Source organism: Rahnella variigena, from assembly GCF_003610915.1.
In the GTDB taxonomy this organism is placed as follows: Bacteria; Pseudomonadota; Gammaproteobacteria; order Enterobacterales; family Enterobacteriaceae; genus Rahnella; species Rahnella variigena.
The window spans coordinates 2,449,443-2,466,281 of record NZ_NSDJ01000001.1; the positions used below are offsets into that span (position 1 = coordinate 2,449,443).

The window sequence follows — 16,839 nt, forward strand, 5'->3', positions numbered from 1 at the left end:
TTACATCAGCCCATTTGTCGTGACGCTTGCAATAGCACCAACTGCAGATGCCAGGGCAGGGGATGCCTGTACTCGGCCTTGAACAACTAAACCGATCAGCGATAGATGGCGAATACCGGCATTAACACCTTCGAGTAAGGACATACGACGCTGAGAGCTAACCGCACCACCTTTAACTGCATCAGCTGCAATAGAACCTACGGCGGCGGTTGCCTGTAATGCGTAGGTAGAAAGATTAGAAGTAGCAATCTCATTGATCGGAACTGACGGCAGGCAATTTATCTGTGCAAGCATGCCATCGAGAAGGGCTGCATCCTCAGTCAAATCAGTGATTAAAAGAACTTCCTCACAGGTTAGCTTATGAGGTTGTTCAGGGTTGAACTTATTGCGCAGGATTTGGGGTTTAGTGCCCATCAGCGCGGCAAGTTCGGTAAGGTTATGACGATTCACAAATGCCTTACATGCATCGTCAAAGTGAGCGTGTTTGGAAACGCGATAATCAAACATTGTTAGTCCCTGCTAGTTTGAATAATCTGACTCAACGATTTATGTAACGGCACTTGATGGCTTGCTGGCGGTTTTTCTCACGCCAGGCCTCAAGATTGATCAGGGCATTGCCATGACGTTCCATAACAACAGTTTGCATTTGACCTGTTTTACGGTTTTTGCGCTGCTGGGTGATTGTGGTTGAAGGGGTTGGGGCAAGAAGTACAACACCGTTCGCGATCCACTTTTCGAGGACTGCGGAGCTGATGCCGTTAATTGCAGCAAAATCTTTTTTAGAGATTGTCGGGGAGTTAGCGAGTGTGGTCAGTTGCAAACTTATTGAGTTCACAATGGTCGCAGACAGGGCTGATTCTAAAGCCGGTAGCAACTGGGATACTACAGAGTTTAACAATTCCTTAGAAACGGCAGTCTTATCAACGGCTACTTGAATTGCATTCTGTTCAGACATAAAGCAAAATCTCCTTTTAAGCAGTTTGAGTTCTACTGTGTAACATATGGCGTGTTTTCACTTTAGATCACAAATGTGCTCATGTAAATCACTTTCGTGCTCGCCTTGGTGGATCTATGCCTGAAACTAAAGACAGTGCTGCGCATATCGTTGAACGTCTTTCCTCCTCTTATGGGGTTACTTCTCAACGAGCTTTAGCCAGCTGTCTGGATGTTCCTTCAAATAATGTTAGTGCCTGGGTTCAACGCAAGAGTGTTCCAGGCAATGCAATTATCAAATGTGCATTGGACACAGGGGCTGACTTAAAATGGTTAGTTACCGGTGAGTTTGCATTTTCAAAAAATGAATGCCATAAAATCACAAAAAGAGTCACTTCATCTTCTGGTCACGCTCTTCTGCAGAAAATGCTTTCGTCTGGCGGCCGAGCTGTTTTGAATAGAATTATTGAAGCCTATGGTTTCAAGACGCAAAAAGAACTTGGTGAGCATTTAAACATTTCATCAGGTACGATCAGTACGTGGGTCAGAAGAGAATATTTTCCTGGCGACGTAGTGATTACCTGCGCATTAGATACCGGTGCCTCGCTTGAATGGTTGGCTACAGGCGAGATAGGCATAGCCCCTCAAGAGGAAACCGTCGCCGCAGGAATACCGATGATCAGTAAGAAAATACTTCTGGCCGGAAAACTTGATGATGATGGTTTTTGCTATATTGATGAGTCGTTTATCCCGGATGGCGTGAACCTCAATAATTTGAACTTTGTGCGTAGTGGCAAGTCATCTTGGCTGATTGAAATGGGGGTTAATGAGTTATCCAATGGATCTTGGTTGCTAGATATTGATGGAACATTGGACGTCTATGCAGTCTCCCGTAGACCAGGCAACAAATTACGTATTGTTGGTCATGACGGTGAGTTTGAATGTTCAGTCAATGAAGTGATAGCAAAAGGTTTTGTGGTGGTAATTTTGAAAAATGCATTATAGAAGGTTGAAGAAGAATTTTTTATTTAATTTTAAAAGGCATAACCATTTAAGACGTGTCCGTATTAATATGAAGCAATGCAATCTTAATTTATAGCTATAGCGTGGGATTTGATATGCCCACGCGCGGAGTTAAACTGCTAAATACCAATCAATCGTAGAGTGGAACTCATTTCTGTTTATTGAGGACAATAATTCTTGTCTAAGTTGAAGTGTTATTCTTTCTAAAGCGTCTGCATCCTCCACATCATTAACTTCACTTTCAATTTCTTCCCTTAGTTTATCAATTATAGTCTTTCTAAATTCACATAATCTGTCACAGTCAAGATTTAACTCATTAATAGTTGATTGAGCTTTATTCCTCATATTTTCAGGGCAATTCGTACTAACAGAAATATTCCCATCTTCATTAAAGGAAAAAAAAGTTTTATCGACAGGTAAATCTAATAGGGGATTTAAAATGACATCGTCTAGTATTTTGTTAGCTTTCGGCGCATCGCAGCTGTGATTATGCTTCCCAAAAGACTTATTGCTATAACTTCTTGCCGTCTGCTGAGTTCCTCCATGGCAGCAGCCTAGTAAATTATTCCAATCAAGGGAATAATTGTGACGATTGTCATCCCCACAATTTTCAGGATGAAAGTGTTCTACTCTGAAATCATTAGTAAATGCATCAGTCGGCCATTTTAGTGTTATCTCACAATAAGCACAAATGCCCTTTTGGTCTGTATATATTTCATCATAAATAGCATTCAATTCTTCTGCTGATACTTCATTCCTGAAGTCATCTTTCCATTTTGCCTCAGGATGAGTACGTAAGTAGCTAGACAAAATGTCATTGCTATTATTATTTTTTCTGAACCCTCTCAATTCTTGCCCCTCCTTTTCTTTCTGAGCGATACGTCAAGGCGTAACTTAGTTATAACTGGGTCTCGTCCTTCTGCCCATTGACAAAGATCAGAAAAAAGCTCTTCAGCCTCCGGTGTATCCCACATATCATTCGCTACCAATTCTTTATAAGTATTAAGTTTCTTAACAATATCAACACTTCCAGGTCTAGAAGGAACACCCTGAATTTTTTCCTGCAATACGGATGTTTCCGCACCTAGTGAGAAATAAGGTACTTCAACATCATAATTCCCACTAGTACCAGTTTTCGATGCTGAGATTTGTCTAATACACTCATTGCTTACAGTGGTTAAAACATTAGAACTGTGTGTGCTAATTACAAACTGGATATTAGGGAATGTTTCCTGAAGTCTTAAAAGAATAGTCTGTTGCCAGATAGGATGAAGATGTAAGTCTATTTCATCAATTATAATTACGCCATTACCGTTGAATGGATACTCACTATCATTATTTGCTGATATCAGCCTTAAAGATATATCGCAGACAAGAGAAAGCATCGTTTTTTCACCTTGGGATAATTGCGATACGCTGATCTTACATTCGTTTTTTATGCAATAAAGTTCAATGGATTTATTATGTTCATCATACTCAAATGAGAGATTTTTTATTTCAGGCATGAATGTGTAAATTGCAGAAAATACCATGTTCACTTTTTCAGTGAATTCTAATTTTTCATTATAACTCTGTGTGGATTTTGCTCTATTTATAGTTTTGGTTAACTCATCAATTTTTTGTTTGATCGCTGGGTCTGTAGAGGTTAAATTACTCAGCACTTCTAGAGTATATATATTGTTTTCTAATTCTTTAATATGTGGATTTACTGCATAACTCATTGTTTTTCTTGTTGTTTCATTAAGTAGCCATGCCAAGAAAGCTTCAAATTTCGGTGCGGTTGAAACATTAACAGCATAGTCATTAGAAGCAAAATCTATATTTGTATAATCTAATTGTTTTTTAAAATCGCTTTTTTTTATAACATTCCCTCTCTCAACAGAATAGAAAGCGAATACAGGGATGTTATGACCTAAGTTTCCCAGATCCCTATATAGGTCTGCTAAGGATTTAAATTCCTGATAAAAACTATCTTGCCTTTCTTCAGCATCAGCATTTATCTTGCTGAGATTAATCGAATAAGTCGAATTTTCAAGAGTACCTTGCATTAAACTAACATCAAGTACTATCGATGCAGAATCAACCCCTTCTTTTGCTCGAATGTCTTCAGGTTTGATAAATTGCCCATTCGCTCCATTTCCTTTGAAATTTTTTATCAACCATGTAAGGCAATTGTAAATTGACTCAAGAATACCTGTCTTACCATATCCGTTATTCGCTGCAATGACAATGTAGTCGCTTGATAAATCTATTGATAAATCAGAAAAGCCTCTGAAATTAATTAGTCTAATGTTTTTTAATTTGATTTTTGTTGTTTTGAAATTATTAACAAGCATCTCAAAATATTTACTTGCTTCATCGAGATCTTGCTCAACGAATTTACCATTTTTGTAATATAAATAAAGTTGATACTGCGATTTCATACTGTTCTTTGAGAGCGCGTCATTCTGTAATACTTTGATTGATCTATGCTTTCTCATTTTTTTTACCTAAAATTGATTTAATTAATGACTCACCGTATTTCTTTATCATCGACTCTTTAAAAAAATTGTCGATATAAAAGGCTTGCCCTAGTTGGCCTGTCAGGGATGATAAACTTTCATCATCAATTGCATTCTTGGATGCTTTGAATATTAATGATGACAGCATTCTTTTCCGTGACCTTCCTATAGATATCTTACCTTCATTATTTAACGTTACGCCCGTTATATGCCTATTATGTGCCTTTGAGCTAAAAATAGTTTTCGATTGCTTTATGCTTATTCTTTTGTAATATTTGTTTCTAAGTGTTTTTCTTACAATTTCAGGAATTGAGAATAAGTGATTTTTTTTAGAAGTGGAAAATGTCATATCATCTGCATATCTGCTATACATAATGGCATTTGAATTACAGAATTCTTCTATGGCGCAATCGAATCTGTGCATAATATAATTAGAAATTATGGGTGATGATGGCGCACCTACACTAAGAATTAACTTCCCATTTTTTCTCTTACTTGGATTCCAAAAAAGGAGTCTGGTCAGAAAATACAATTCAGTATTATTTATAGATATCTCATCTATTTCTAGGCTTTTGTGGAAAACCTCAGGATTAATACTATTAAAGAAATCCTCGAAATCCATTTTTAAAATATAATCATTTTTAACATGTAATAGGGCATTAGACCTGATGTCCTTACCTTTTTGATACGCCATAGCTTTTTCATGGACTGGAAGAATTTTTTCCAACATTTCCACTGTAAATCTTTGCAGCTCTTTAATTTCTTTTGATGGTTGCGCGATTACTCTAAATCCGACACTTCTTTTGGGGATTTTATATACCTTATACATACGCGGGGCTTGGTCGATGAGTCGAATCAGCGCTTGTATGTTTTTTCCGGTTTTATTTGATAAAAATTCAACTATCTTCATGGTTTTACTCGTAAAAAAGGGAGAGTTCCCCCTCCCTTACTGCCCTTTACTAGAAGCTGCGATACATCCAACATCGCATCATAAATGAACCGACCCCAAGGGAGGTGAGTTTATGATGCGATGTTGGATGTATCGCAATCATAAACCTGTTCAATAAGTTAGAGTCTGGCTAATCGCCCGACTAGACGAAAAAACGTCCAACGCTAAAGAGCCTTTCTATGATAGCGAACCTTTACAATTACGTCTATCACTTCAATGAAACACGAGTAATGATGTTTACAGCAAATTATTGAATTGTGCTTAAATGGCATCACTCAGCATAATTTCTCTACTAATAATTTCAGTGTTAGTGCCAAGCTTACATGTCCGTTCCTAGAGCCACCGCATCTTGAGACAATGGATAGAGCTATGTGCATTGCGCAGCTTTAACTGCCATTGTGTCTGCTGATTAAATTTTCATACATCCAAATATGCCTTAACAGAGTATGTGAATCCGCAAAGAACGACTAATCGCCATTCTATCGCCAGTTTTATTATTAACTAATTGATTTAATTGGAATTAAATAGTATTCGGTCTTTTTTTTGCCTGTTTTTCAAATCAAAAAATTGCAATCCAAACAGTCAATTAGCCGATTTTCACTTACCTTCAGTATCCCTAATTTAGACTTTCTCTCACCATTGTAGCTATGATGCTTTCATACTCTATTTGCATGACCTGACAGGGCGAACCCTATGCTGATTTATAATGTTTTTGGTCGCCACCTTGCTGTTAAAAAGACTTCCGGTGGATGGCAAGTCTTCCGTGCGGATTTGGCAGAGAGAAAGTTTTCCAGACTTTATGACATCATCATTCCTGATGAGATGACTGAGGATGAGATTCCCGGCTGGTTGGGGGATATTTTTCATGAGGCGGCCAGTGAAAGGCATCCGGATGTCAGGCGGGTGGAATAACCGGGCAAGGCATTGCTGAAGAGCGCTCCCAGATTTCAGTTAAAAAAAAGCCCGCTCGGGGCGGGCTGAAAGGGGTAATGCGAGGGTCTTACTCACTATGAAGGACAGTTCACAGTGGACACAGGAGAAGAAACTTAGTCTTCGGGAGTTAAAATAACAAACTCAATGTCGATTTATGTCAAACCTTCGTAAGTTTCTTTCCCTACTTGTAACTCTGTCAGAACATTATTTACTCAGGCGCTATACTCATAATATTACTCTCGATAAATCAAGGGACTGCTGCGGCACAACCGGGTAAGGAGCATTATGCGATATTGGGTTAGCCTGATTGTGATTTTAGCTGCAGCGTATTTCTGCAGTCCGTGGTTAAACCGCCATGTGCCTTCTGAATATAATCCTTTCACCCCGCTGGTTATCACTGACCCTCCGAATCTGATTACCCGGTACAAATTAAGAAAGCTGGATAATAATCCTCACGAATGTCTGGCCGCACTTGAACGTGCTCAAACTGAAGGCGCTATCCAGTTCAGTAATGCAGGGAATATGGGAGGAAAGTGTCCGCTGACTGATCCCGTTCGTGTTCGGGGTTTTGGGGATGTTGCACTGAGTTCTAGCTATCTGGCGAGCTGTCGCCTTGCCCTTAGCAGTGCGATGTTTGTCGGGCAGGTGGCGAAGCCCTTGGCTTCTCAGGAGTTAGGTTCACGGCTGGTGAAAATTGACCATCTGGGCAGTTATGCCTGCCGGAACGTTTACAATAAACCCGATGCACGGCTCAGTGAACATGCGACGGCTGAAGCTCTTGATATCGCGGGTTTTGAGCTGGCGGATGGCCGACATTTAACCGTGTTAAAGCAGTGGCCTCAGACTGGCACTGAAGCGCAGTATATTCATACATTGTTCACAGAGAGCTGTCCGTTTTTTGGAAACTCTATTGGTCCGGATTATAACGCAGCGCATGCGAATCACTTCCACTTAGGCATGCGCTGGTTCGGATTTTGCCGCTAAGCTGTGAGGTCGTTAATCTGCCAGATAACGCTCAACCAGGCGAGTCCAGTAGGCTGCGCCGAAGCTCAGGCTTTCATCATTAAAGTTGTAAGCCGGATTGTGCAAAACGGCGCTGTCCCCGTTACCCAAACGAAGGAAGCACCCCGGCTTTTGCTGCAGGAAATAGGCAAAATCTTCACTGCCTGAAATGGGTGGCAGATTATCAATCACATTTTCTTCGCCCAGCAGTTCTTTTGCCACTTCGGTTGCAAACGCGGTTTCCTTATCATGATTCACCAGCACCGGGTAGCCTGGCACATATTCAATTTCTGCTCTTGCGCCGTATCCGGCTGCATGATTATCCACCAGCTGACAAATGCGCTGTTCGAGGATTTTACGTACTTGTGGATCAAACGAGCGGACGCTCATTTCCAGACGGGCTGTTTCCGGGATGACATTCGCCGCATGGCCGGAGTGCAATGAACCGATAGTGACCACTGCCGTTTCATTTGGGTCGATGTTGCGTGAAATGACCGACTGCAAGGCAACAACCAGACTGCCGGCAACCAGAATGGGGTCAACGGTCATGTGAGGGCGGGCGGCATGACCGCCTTTTCCATGGATAGTGATATTGACGGTGTCGCAGGCAGCCATAAACGGCCCTGATCGGAACATCATTTTCCCGACCGGATAGCCCGGGTGATTATGTAAGCCGTAAACGGCATCACACGGGAATCGCTCAAAAAGTTGTTCAGCCAGCATGCGTTCAGCGCCGCTGTTGAAACCGATTTCTTCTGCAGGCTGGAAAATAAGATGTACGGTTCCCGAGAAGTTTTTGCTGCGCGCCAGCTGTTCGGCTGCACCAAGCAGCATCGTTGTGTGTCCGTCATGTCCGCACGCATGCATTTTGCCTGGATTCTGACTGGCGTAACTCACACCTGTTTGTTCAGTTATCGGCAAGGCGTCCATATCGGCACGAATCCCGATACTGCGTGAACCGTTGCCAAGTGTCATTGTGCCGACGACGCCGAAGCCGCCAATGCCCGTCGTCACCTGAAAGCCGAGAGATGCTAATCTTTCAGCCACGAGCGCAGCCGTTGCTGATTCTTCATTGGAGAGCTCCGGGTGTTGGTGCAAGTGTTGGCGAACTTTACGCAGCTCAGGAATAAGGTCGGCTACGTCAGCGATGGTGCAAAGTGATTTATTATTCATTTTTAGATATCTGTTTTTGCCTGAAGAAAATCCGGTGAACTGACCGGCGCCACGTCGTTACATCAGACAGAATGCAATGGGGAATCACCGCTTGCAATCAATTAATCAGGCCTGGAAAGAGGTTTTCAGATATGTGGAATGTTCAATTCAATAACGCTATGTAACTGATGTAACGCGCTAAAGTTTATTACGTGACGTTACGCAAGAATCAACTTTGACCGTGGACGGTATTCCCTGATGTCTGTAACTTCATGAGCTGCAAAACGTTGGATTGCGAGGTCTTAAGATCAGGCAAATGGTTTTCCAATCGCCTGAGCAAAATATTATAAGAGATGGAGGTTTTTTTATAAGAAGGTGATCAGGCTGGCAGGTAGCTGATTGAATGCTCCAGAGAGTCGCATTTGGAATCGATGAGGACATTCCAGACACCTTTGTAGGGGATCCCTACATAAGCCGTATTCTGATCATTAACTGTCAAAATATCGCCGAAACCAGAGTGACGTCCTTTTCGCTCAACTTCACTTTCACACATCAGGTGTATGTGACATTTTTCTGAACAACGTATGACGACAGTGTCGCCACCAAACAAACTCAGTCTGGCTCGAACAATAGGCATGACTTTTCCCCAATTAGATAAAGCACCTGAAATACGCTGTAACCGAACACTACCAGGTTTTACGTCACCGAGACCGGGAGTGATATTGGTCACACAACGCTCATTTATCTATAAAACCAGACAAAAGCTGGGGAAATAATGACTTTAATCAAAAGTTATAAGAATCTTTCAGAGATTAATAATTCGCCATTTTTATGCCTGTAACCAAAAATGATCCTATTTTTAAGAAAGAAGTAAAAATGTAATTATGAGGTTAGCGGAATGTGCTGAATCAAATCGGATGGTAACATCTGTAGAGTACCTTTCGGTGCAGTGATGAAGTGTATTCATTCGTTACAGAGTAATAAATTAGCTGCTTTTTCTTTCACAAGCTGACACCCTATAGGCGTATAACATGTGCGCGCGTTTGAAATTGATTATTATCGGATTTATTACCGTCTCACACGCCCATTTTGCGGGTGATGAAGAAAAAGCGCGCGCAACACTTTCCTATTTTATCCAGTTATAAGGGCATCGGATGAATTGCTCCGAAAAATTTAAATACATCAGAAATTTCAGTGCGTTAACCCTGGTTCTGAATGCTTTTTTTACTATGCCGGCACATGCGGACGACGCGCAGTTACGGGCATGTGGCAATGCAAAAACCGCCAAAGACTGTCAGCTACCTTTCCAGCAAGGGCTTTCGCCTGTTCAGGTCGGCCTTTCGCGTGAACCACAGTGGGGCTACGTGGATACCACCGGGCACATGGTCATCAAACCTGATTTCAGCGAAGCGCGGGGTTTTGTTAACGACCTGGCTGCGGTGAAAAAAGGCGACCAGTTCGGATATATCGATAAAAAAGGCCACTGGGTTATCGAGCCGCGCTTTACGCATGCTACAGATTTTAATGCCCAAGGGACTGCCTTAGTGGTGACAGATAATCGTCTGGCGCTCATAGACAAAAAAGGCGCAGTGATTAAAACGCTGCCATTCGCCGTTGCACTCGACAGCCGTGGTTTTGCCGGCGGTCAGGCCCTGGCAAGTGTCCAAACGCAGGTGTCACCTGCGTTGTGGAATGCTTCCACCGATCGCTCTCTTTCTTTACCTGATGATGTTATGGCGCTCGATTTGCCACAGTCAGGGTTAATCCCCGCCAAAAAACGTGATTCTTCAGAAGAAGGTTATTGGGGCTATCTCGATGAGAACGGTGACTGGGCGATAAACCCGATGGTGCTTAAAACGCGGGATGAACCACAACTTAATGGTGACGTAGTTGCGGTAAAAACCAAGAATCTTTGGTCATTTGTGGATCGTCAGGGTGTTGCGTTAAATAAAGAGCAATACAAATCTGTTCGACCGCTTGCTTCCGGCAGCTGGCTGGTGACGGGGAATGATAACAATAAACAGTTACTCAGCAGCAAGCTGGAGAAAGTGCAGGATATTCCTGCTGATCAGTCTGAAAACATTCTGGTCTGGGGAAAAGCAACGCTGGGTACGGGTAGCAAAGGCATTGTTATCATCGGTGCAGATAATCAGATTGTTTCGCTGAAAGTGAATAAGCCGCAAGTGCTGCAGCAGGGAAATCATCTCTGGGTTATGCAAACTGAAGGCAAGGCACCACAAGTCGCGCAGATTTATGACAACAATGGTGTAGCGCTTCTCAATGATGCCACCCTTACTGCTCTCAAAGACTACCAGCTGCGGCCATTGGGTACAGTGGCGATCACAGATGATGTCACTGCACTGCCAGAAACAAACGGCGATGTGGCACACAGTCTCCCATGGGCGGTTCTGACCCCCGCGGATGCCAGCAAACCGCCTGCGATTCTTACCTCGCAAGGTAATGTTTTGTCTGATCCTCAATGGGCTTCAGTAGAAATCTCCGGTTCTCAGGCGCCGCTTATCATCCACACTCAAACTAAAAAAACGGGTGCTGTCGATGCTTCAGGTAAGTGGGTTATTCAGCCGGTGTATACCCAGATCACTCCGTTCGAGGGTGATTACACCTGGGCTGTAGAGAATGCCAATAATACAGATGTTAAACATCTGATTGACCGAAACGGTAATGCAATCGAGGTACCGGCAGACATTCAGAAAAATGCTCAGCGTTTATCCTCAGGATTGATTTATTACACCGAGGGTGAAAAAGAAGCGCAGCGCTGGGGCTTGTGGGATATCGCGAGCAAAAGTATTAAGGTGGCACCACAGTTCACTGAAATCGATGCCTTCAGCGAAGGTTATGCTCTGGCTAAAACGGATGAAGGATGGGGCGTTCTCAGCGCTAATGGCTCCTGGGCGATAGCCCCGGATGCGGAGCGAAGCGGTAAATTCCAATATATTGGTCAGGATGCGTTTACTCTTTCTGATAACGATCAGCCTGGAGAACGTGGTGCACTCGCCAGCCATTACAGTCTTTATAGTGCCCAAAGCGGGCAGGCGTTAGCGACGGATTTACTCGCCAGACCGCAAGCTGTCGGGCAGAACCATTGGCTGGTTCAACCTTCCGAAGGGGGCGTGGCCTTACTGGACAACGCCGGGCGTTCCCCGGTCAGTAAAGCCATTAACGCTTCATCGATTTCTGTAGAAGGTGACTGGATAAAATTGAGTTTCGCGCCACATTACGGCGCGATTGACAGCCAGGGCTACTGGCAAATTCAGCCGCTTTACACGGCTGAATTTAATTTCATCGCACCTCTGAATCTAAGCCGTGCTGTCAGCGACGGGCGAACTATGCTGATAAATGACCATGGCGCTTCGGCAGAGGGCTTCGAACAGGCACAACCGCTTAATTCGATGATGCGCCTTGTCATGAATGATGACGAGAAAGGTGAAACCGTTCTGTATGACAACGATGGCAATGAAATCCAGCGCTTCGCCGGGCTTGACAGCCTGCAGGCCGACAAAGCCAGTTCGGGTGTTATTCCTATGCGTGATCAAAAAGGCCTTTATGGTTTTGTCGATCAGCAAGGCAAGAAGTTGATCGGTGCTTACTTCGATCAGGTGGGTGCGATGAGCAATAATTTTGCGACCGCCGTGAAAAAATCAACGTACGGCAACCTGCTGGGATATATCAATACCACGGGCCGTTTCGCTGTTTTGCCTAAATTTGACTGGGCAACCGATTTTAGTGAGAAGCGTGCGTGGGCTGGTGGCAAGGGTGTGGTGAATTTGCTGAATGCCGACGGGAATGTACAGGCAAAAATTCAGGTGCGTTGTAATCAGCGCGTCATCGTGGATGCGAAAGGTGCTTATCTTTGGCCTGCGAAAGCACCCACTTGCGGTTCCGGGGGTAATTAATGATTGTCAGCAAACCTTTAAGGCTACGTCACGCACTCCGCTGCGCATTGAACACCGGTAGCACATTGGCCTTTTTGACGCTGACTGCCTCGGCTGTTGCGGCTGAACCTGTAATGGCTGAATCAGCACCGGGATGTTCGGCGCCATTGCCCGCTTCCAGGGCCGATATCCAGCTACGCGCGGCGCTGCCTTTAGTGCAAAATTTGTGTATCCGCGATGTGCGTGAAGGGCGTGCTGCCGTACTTTTATCCGCAGCTGACGCAACGGATGAGCGCTGGGGGTTTCTGGATAATCAGGGGCAGCTCGTCATCAAACCTGTTTTTGAGCAGGTCGGGGATTACCACTTCGGTGCCGCTGCCGCCATGCAGCAGGGAAAATGGGGCTATATCGATCTGACCGGCAACTGGATGATTCAGCCTTCCTTTGACAGCGTACAACCCTTTACAGAAGCCGGTCTGGCCGTTGTGAAGGTGGACGGAAAATCCCAGATTATTGATCGTAAAGGTATTCAGGTTGGTAAAGCACTTGATGATTTGGTTGATGATGCTGTCCTGAGTAATGGCGTCCCAGCCCGCCTCAGCCTGACGTTTAACAGCGTACTTCTTTCACCAGACGGTGTACGCCATGTGGCGACGGACAAAATGGAAGTGGTTGAGCCGTTTGGTTCCGATGATCTGTTCATTGCGGTCGATGCCACAAAAGGCTATGGCATTGTGGATGGGAATCTGACCTGGCGTGTTCAGCCACAGTACACGTCCATCACCTTGGATCCCCGTAATCCTTCTGTCGCACTGGCGAAAAAAGCGGATGGAATTACTTTAATCCGCACTGACGGAAGTCAGGACGAGCAGAAATATCTTACTGTCAGCGAGGAAACGGGCGCCTTCTGGCTGGCGAAAACGGTCGATGGCATCAAATTGCTGAATAATTCTGCCGCTGTGATTGCCACTTTCAATGAAGCCGGAGCGGCAGCACTTCGGGTTTCAGGGGATTATGTTTTAAATCCTGCCAGCAAAGACTCTCTGACTTTATATGTGCCGGGGCGAAAACAACCCATTACGCTGCCTGCAGGCAGTGAGCCCTGGGAGCAGATTACCGGTGAGTTCCTGATAACGACCAAAGGTGAGCAGAAAAAAGTGAATGCCATTGTTGCTCCTTCTGGCGGAGTCATAGGCGGGACTCAGAATGTTGGCTGGCTGGCGCAAATTTCCAGTGCTGAAGTTATCGATCACCGTTTGTGGCTGCGCAATGATCAAGGTGATGTGGTGAATGTGGTTGATGCCACAGGCAAGGCATTGCTGAATCAGAAGAGTATCAGCACTCTGGAAGGCAGCCGTATCGAACCTCTGACTGCCAGTATTGATGCCCCTTCAGCTTCAGCGCCACAGGCACTTGCGCTGGTGCGCCCTGGTAATACTGGCAGCAAAAATGGCGCGGGTTTCCTGCGCCCGGATGGCTCCCTTCAGCTTGATACTAAATGGCAGGATATTGAACCTGCTGACAGCAGCAATAACATCGGTCAGTTCATCGTGAGAACAGCCGATGGCACTGGCGTGGTGGATGTGCAGGGCAAGGTTATTATCCCGCTGACTGAAGATAATATTTCTCCTTTTGTGCAGGGTTACGCTCTGGACTATCTGAATGGAAAACTGACCGCACTTGATCACGCCGGTAAGCATTATGATTTGCCGAACGTGTTTGAGATTGAATCCCTCGGCAATGGCTGGTTCCGCTATCGTGAAACGGCAGCCGAGGGGGCGTTGTGGGGCATCTACGACGTCATCAGTCAGAAGACAGTCCTGCAACCGGCGTATCAGGATGTAGGCGATTACTCAGAGGGTCTGGCCGCATTCAAATCACCGGAGGGGCTGTGGGGGATACTCGACAGTCAGGGTAAAGTGGTTGTGCCGCCGAAATATGCTGAGGCCCGCCGCATTAACTCCGCCCTCTGGTTACTGACGCAACCTGCAACCGACGGACAATCTGAATCGGCTGTTCTGGCAGAAATCACAGGCAATGACGCGCAACCAAGAATTGCACCTGTCGCCGGACTCACCGTAAATCAGTTTAGTGACGGACGTATTCTGGCTACTTCTGCTGCCGGTCAGTCCTGGCTTCTGGATGCTAAAGGTAATATTCAGCTTCATGAGCAGCAAACACGTATCAGTGCGCTCGGCGACTGGGTCAAATTATCGCGCCAGCCTCAGCAAGGATATCTGTCTGCGCAAGGCGAATGGCAAATTCAACCTGTGGGTGAAAGCCGGAGTTCTGCTTTTGTGCGAGGGCGGGCCTTGCGCTCAACGCCAGCAGGCTATGAGCTGATTGATGACAAAGGTGTGCGCGTGGCAGCCATGCCGGAAGGGCAGTGGAGCATGCCGCCAGCGAGCGGCTGGTCCGTGTCCTATGATCCGCAGGACAACGAGCCTGCTACACGTTATGTCGATAATACCGGTAAACTGGTTCTTACGGTTCAGGGCCACGCCAGTCAGATGGTCGATGATCATGCCGTACTGACGCGTGCTGATGGGACAAAAACCTGGATTAACGGGCAGGGTAAACAGACTGATGGCGTCTCTTATGCTGATTTAGGTTTGCCTGTCGACGGGCTGGCTTTCGCCAAAACTGACGGTAAGTATGGTTATGTCGATGCGCAGGGCAACTTCGCGGTGGTACCGGTGTTTAGCGCTGCGTCGCCGTTTGACAGCGGAGTGGCGGTCGTTTCCACACAGGCCATGTCGATGATGATCGACAAAACGGGTAAACCTCTGGCGCGTGTTGATAAGGAATGTGGTATTAGCGTCTTATACGGCGCCGGTAGCGCGCGTCAGTGGCCGGCGACAATGCCGGAAAACTGCAAACCTTAAGACACTTTTCCGGCTTGCAAAACCCGCTGCGGCGGGTTTTTTTGTGCTAATGTTTAACTGTAATGGCAGTGAACTATCTCAATTGAAAGGATAAATTATGATTCCGCAGATCCCACTCAAATACAGGGACGCAGAGCGCTGGTCGTTTGGTGATACTGAATCGTCAGCTGACGAACTGGCTAAGCGCGTTATTGCTGGCACAAAAACCGCCACCTGTTCAAATCTTGATGATGATCCTGAACCTGAGCCGGGCGAAATCTTTGTGGTAGTTGATGGCCGCAATAATCCGGTGTGTGCCGTGCAACTGACCGAAGTGAAACAAGTGCCTTTTGATCAGGTAACAGAACAACATGCCTGGGAAGAAGGAGAAGGTGACCGGACGCTGGCATATTGGCGCAAAGAGCACCAGCGTTTCTTTGAGGAATATGAAATGTTTGAACCGACTATGCCTCTGTTACTCATGAAGTTCCGGATGGTTGAAAAGTTCTAAACCTTTCCAGAGGCCTGATGCAGAAATCAGGCCTTTTCATTCGTCAGTGAAATGATCAACCTGATGTTTTCAGTGTTCGACCAGGAATACGTCATGTCCGTTAATCAGCGTTCGTTTTCTGCTTCTTCCGCAGTCCCTTATTTTAACCAGTGGGAAGATCCTGACTGTGCGGCCGGGATTATTGCCGGAGATATCAAACTCAGTGATATCAGTTTGTGGCCTCAGTCCGGCGCATCTGATCAGCAGGAATTTATTGAGTGGGCAAACCATGTTTGCGGGATGTGTTGCCTGAAAATGGTGTTGGCCGCTGTTTCAGGCAAAGTAGTGCCTGTTTTGAAACTGACCTACCGCAGCTTGTCCTACGGGGCATATATTCGCGAGGGTGACAACATAAAGGGACTGATCTACGCGCCTTTTGTTGAATATGTCCGGCAGGAGTTGGGGCTTGAAGCTCAGGTGAAGGTAGATATCTCGGCACAAGAAATAGCCGGTCAACTGCAGGAACACCGGTTTTTTATTGCTTCGGTGCATCCTTCGGTTCGTATCCCGGACTCCACACCCCCGCAAAAAGGCGGTCATCTGGTGCTGGTAACGCGAGCGGATTCTCAGACTGTGACCTTTCATAATCCTTCAGGTCACAATGTTTCTACCCAACAGGATGTCACGTTACCTGTGGAAACTTTCGCGCGCTTTTTTGCCGGGCGGGGTATCTCTCTGGTCAAAAAAACTCAACCTCAACAGTGACTCACGCCGTCCGACCGCAAGCGGCGTGGCGAACTCACTTCCGTTCGCCACGCTGTGTTACTCCAGTCGCATGATCCACTCATCTTTCTGTTCGTCGTACTTTTCTTTATACAACACAGAATGACGGCCATCGAGGACTGCCGGAACGCTGGTGTGGTCATCCCAGGCATCAAGCTGCATGCACAAATCAGGGTCTGATTTGCACGGAATATGCACCTTATCGCCGCCTTTTGCTTCAGGCGTTGAAAGATGTGCATCGTCAATTTCGTAACTGCCAATCCGGATAATCGATTTTCCCATCTGATACTCCTCGCCAGAGTGAAGTAAGCCATTT

The 16,839-nt window shown here is 45.5% G+C and carries 15 protein-coding genes; 7 read left to right on the forward strand and 8 right to left on the reverse strand.

What is annotated here, in order from left to right:
• On the reverse strand, positions 1-507 hold the full coding sequence (locus tag CKQ54_RS11490; RefSeq protein WP_120161741.1) for a phage regulatory CII family protein: 507 nt from the start codon (positions 505-507) through the stop codon (positions 1-3).
• A 31-nt stretch (positions 508-538) separates the two neighbouring features.
• Positions 539-955, reverse strand: a complete 417-nt coding sequence (locus tag CKQ54_RS11495; RefSeq protein ID WP_120161742.1) for a hypothetical protein — start codon at positions 953-955, stop codon at positions 539-541.
• 116 nt (positions 956-1,071) lie between these two features.
• Between CKQ54_RS11495 and CKQ54_RS11500 the strand changes: the two genes are divergently transcribed.
• Complete coding sequence (locus CKQ54_RS11500) at positions 1,072-1,938, forward strand: helix-turn-helix domain-containing protein (RefSeq protein ID WP_120161743.1); 867 nt, start codon at positions 1,072-1,074, stop codon at positions 1,936-1,938.
• Between the two features lie 129 nt (positions 1,939-2,067).
• On the opposite strand, the gene ptuB is transcribed toward CKQ54_RS11500, so the two are convergent.
• Genes ptuB through CKQ54_RS11515 form a run of 3 tightly spaced genes read right to left on the reverse strand, consistent with a single transcriptional unit; the run spans position 2,068 to position 5,367 of the window.
• Entirely contained in the window at positions 2,068-2,805 is a 738-nt protein-coding gene (gene ptuB / locus CKQ54_RS11505; protein WP_167459631.1) for a retron Ec78 anti-phage system effector HNH endonuclease PtuB, read from the reverse strand.
• Positions 2,802-4,436 (reverse strand): retron Ec78 anti-phage system effector ATPase PtuA, encoded by a 1,635-nt coding sequence (gene ptuA / locus CKQ54_RS11510; protein ID WP_120161745.1) that lies wholly within the window; start codon positions 4,434-4,436, stop codon positions 2,802-2,804. Before ptuA ends, ptuB begins: the two co-directional genes overlap by 4 nt.
• The gene (locus CKQ54_RS11515) at positions 4,423-5,367 is read right to left on the reverse strand and encodes a retron St85 family RNA-directed DNA polymerase (RefSeq protein ID WP_120161746.1); all 945 of its coding nucleotides are present in this window, start codon (positions 5,365-5,367) and stop codon (positions 4,423-4,425) included. The genes ptuA and CKQ54_RS11515 overlap by 14 nt, the downstream gene beginning before the upstream one ends.
• 732 nt (positions 5,368-6,099) lie before the next feature.
• Here CKQ54_RS11515 and CKQ54_RS11520 point away from each other — a divergent pair.
• The gene (locus CKQ54_RS11520) at positions 6,100-6,318 is read left to right on the forward strand and encodes a DUF7661 family protein (protein ID WP_120161747.1); all 219 of its coding nucleotides are present in this window, start codon (positions 6,100-6,102) and stop codon (positions 6,316-6,318) included.
• Positions 6,319-6,624: 306 nt separating this feature from the next.
• Positions 6,625-7,323, forward strand: coding sequence for an extensin-like domain-containing protein (locus tag CKQ54_RS11525; RefSeq protein WP_120161748.1), 699 nt, complete (start codon positions 6,625-6,627; stop codon positions 7,321-7,323).
• A gap of 12 nt (positions 7,324-7,335) precedes the next feature.
• Here CKQ54_RS11525 and CKQ54_RS11530 read toward each other — a convergent pair whose 3' ends face one another.
• Both CKQ54_RS11530 and CKQ54_RS11535 read right to left on the reverse strand, forming a co-directional pair.
• Positions 7,336-8,514, reverse strand: a complete 1,179-nt coding sequence (locus tag CKQ54_RS11530; protein WP_120161749.1) for a M20 aminoacylase family protein — start codon at positions 8,512-8,514, stop codon at positions 7,336-7,338.
• A 358-nt stretch (positions 8,515-8,872) separates the two neighbouring features.
• Positions 8,873-9,130 carry a DUF1883 domain-containing protein gene (locus tag CKQ54_RS11535; RefSeq protein WP_120161750.1) on the reverse strand — a complete coding sequence of 86 codons (258 nt, stop codon included), beginning with the start codon at positions 9,128-9,130 and terminating at the stop codon, positions 8,873-8,875.
• 592 nt (positions 9,131-9,722) lie between these two features.
• Between CKQ54_RS11535 and CKQ54_RS11540 the strand changes: the two genes are divergently transcribed.
• The 4 genes from CKQ54_RS11540 to CKQ54_RS11555 all read left to right on the forward strand — a co-directional run bounded on the left by CKQ54_RS11540 (position 9,723) and on the right by CKQ54_RS11555 (position 16,505).
• Positions 9,723-12,407 (forward strand): WG repeat-containing protein, encoded by a 2,685-nt coding sequence (locus CKQ54_RS11540; RefSeq protein ID WP_244220199.1) that lies wholly within the window; start codon positions 9,723-9,725, stop codon positions 12,405-12,407.
• A 113-nt stretch (positions 12,408-12,520) separates the two neighbouring features.
• Positions 12,521-15,271 (forward strand): WG repeat-containing protein, encoded by a 2,751-nt coding sequence (locus CKQ54_RS11545; protein ID WP_244220200.1) that lies wholly within the window; start codon positions 12,521-12,523, stop codon positions 15,269-15,271.
• Positions 15,272-15,368: 97 nt separating this feature from the next.
• A complete protein-coding gene (locus CKQ54_RS11550) occupies positions 15,369-15,761 on the forward strand; it encodes an ASCH domain-containing protein (RefSeq protein ID WP_120161753.1) in 393 nt (130 codons plus the stop codon).
• 93 nt (positions 15,762-15,854) lie between these two features.
• Positions 15,855-16,505 carry a C39 family peptidase gene (locus CKQ54_RS11555; RefSeq protein ID WP_244220201.1) on the forward strand — a complete coding sequence of 217 codons (651 nt, stop codon included), beginning with the start codon at positions 15,855-15,857 and terminating at the stop codon, positions 16,503-16,505.
• A 57-nt stretch (positions 16,506-16,562) separates the two neighbouring features.
• On the opposite strand, the gene CKQ54_RS11560 is transcribed toward CKQ54_RS11555, so the two are convergent.
• Positions 16,563-16,805: a YebV family protein gene (locus tag CKQ54_RS11560; RefSeq protein WP_112287995.1), complete on the reverse strand. Its 243-nt coding sequence runs from the start codon at positions 16,803-16,805 to the stop codon at positions 16,563-16,565.
• Positions 16,806-16,839: the final 34 nt, after the last annotated feature.